Source organism: Siccirubricoccus deserti (assembly GCF_014283215.1).
In the GTDB taxonomy this organism is placed as follows: domain Bacteria; phylum Pseudomonadota; class Alphaproteobacteria; order Acetobacterales; family Acetobacteraceae; genus Siccirubricoccus; species Siccirubricoccus deserti.
Genome location: NZ_JACOMF010000228.1, coordinates 1 through 1,145, shown reverse-complemented (window position 1 = coordinate 1,145; position 1,145 = coordinate 1). Strand labels below are relative to the sequence as shown.

The following is a 1,145-nucleotide window of genomic DNA, read 5'->3' as shown; positions in this document are numbered from 1 at the left end:
CTGTGCGCGGAAGTGCTTGAGGCGACGCGGCGTACTCTGATTCCATGGCGGCACCGGTAGGAGGTGACGATGGCGCGTCGGCGGATTGGCCAGGAGGATCTCATCGCGCGTCCGGAACCTCGGGCGGCGTCTTCGTTGGCGGAGCTTGCTGCGCTGCTCGACTGGACCGAGATCGACCGCCATCTGGCTGGCATCTCGGCGGCGGTGAAGGGCGAGCCTGGATGGCCGCCGCTGGCCCTGTTCCGGGCTATGCTGCTGGCGACCTGGTACGACCTCTCCGACGTACGGCTGGCGGAGGCGCTGGGCGATCGTGCCAGCTTCCGCCGGTTCTGCGGCTTTGCTGCCCACGAGCCGACGCCTGAGCGGACGACCTTCGTCCGGTTTCGCAGGGAGCTGGTCCGCCACGGCCTGGACCGTGTGCTGTTCGAGGCGGTCACGTGCCAGCTCGAGGCCAGGGGCGTCATGGTGCGCACCGGCACCCTGGTGGACGCCACGCTGATTCCATCGGCCAGCATCTGCAGTGATGGCGAAGCACGTTGGGCTGGACATCGGCGCCGTAAGCCCGTGCACGGTTACAAGGCGCACGTGGCGACCGACGAGACTGCAGGCCTGGTGCGTGGCGTCGAGGTCACGACGGCGAACGTGCATGACGCCGCGGAGCTGGAGGCGGTGCTGCCGCCGGAGCCGGGTGATGTCTACGGTGACAGTGCCTTCACGGGCGGACCGGCTGAGCGGCTGATCATCAGCCGGGACGGCCGACCCCGCACAGTGTGGACTGGCATTTGGGGCCGCGGGCCGGAGGCGCTCGCCCGCCTGGAGGCGCACAACGCCGCCGTGCGGCGGGTCCGCTGCCGGATCGAGAAGGTGTTCGGCACCTGAAAGCGGTCCTATGGCCTGCGGCGGATGCGCTGGCTCGGTCTGCCCAAGGCGGGACTGCAGGTCAGGCTCGCTGCCATGGCCTACAATCTCCGGCGCACGGCTACCCTCCTGCACGCCGTGGCCGCCTGATGCAGGAGGAATCTGCCTGCATCGCGCCCGGCGCTCCGATGAAGGGCGAAATCGGCGCGCATCATCAAGCTCAGAGCTTGCAGAAGCCCGTGCCGCTGGAGCATGCGTGCCATTCGGCGCATCCGCGCACAGGTCTC

The 1,145-nt window shown here is 69.1% G+C and carries 1 protein-coding gene; it reads left to right on the top strand.

The window, feature by feature from the left end; genetic code table 11:
- The first annotated feature begins 69 nt into the window (after positions 1–69).
- Entirely contained in the window at positions 70–879 is an 810-nt protein-coding gene (locus H7965_RS29980; protein ID WP_261394445.1) for an IS5 family transposase, read from the top strand.
- Positions 880–1,145: the final 266 nt, after the last annotated feature.

Excerpts from the sequence above, each read along its gene's own strand:
- H7965_RS29980 (WP_261394445.1), top strand. The coding sequence starts at position 70 with ATGGCGCGTCGGCGGATTGGCCAGGAGGATCTCATCGCGCGTCCGGAA.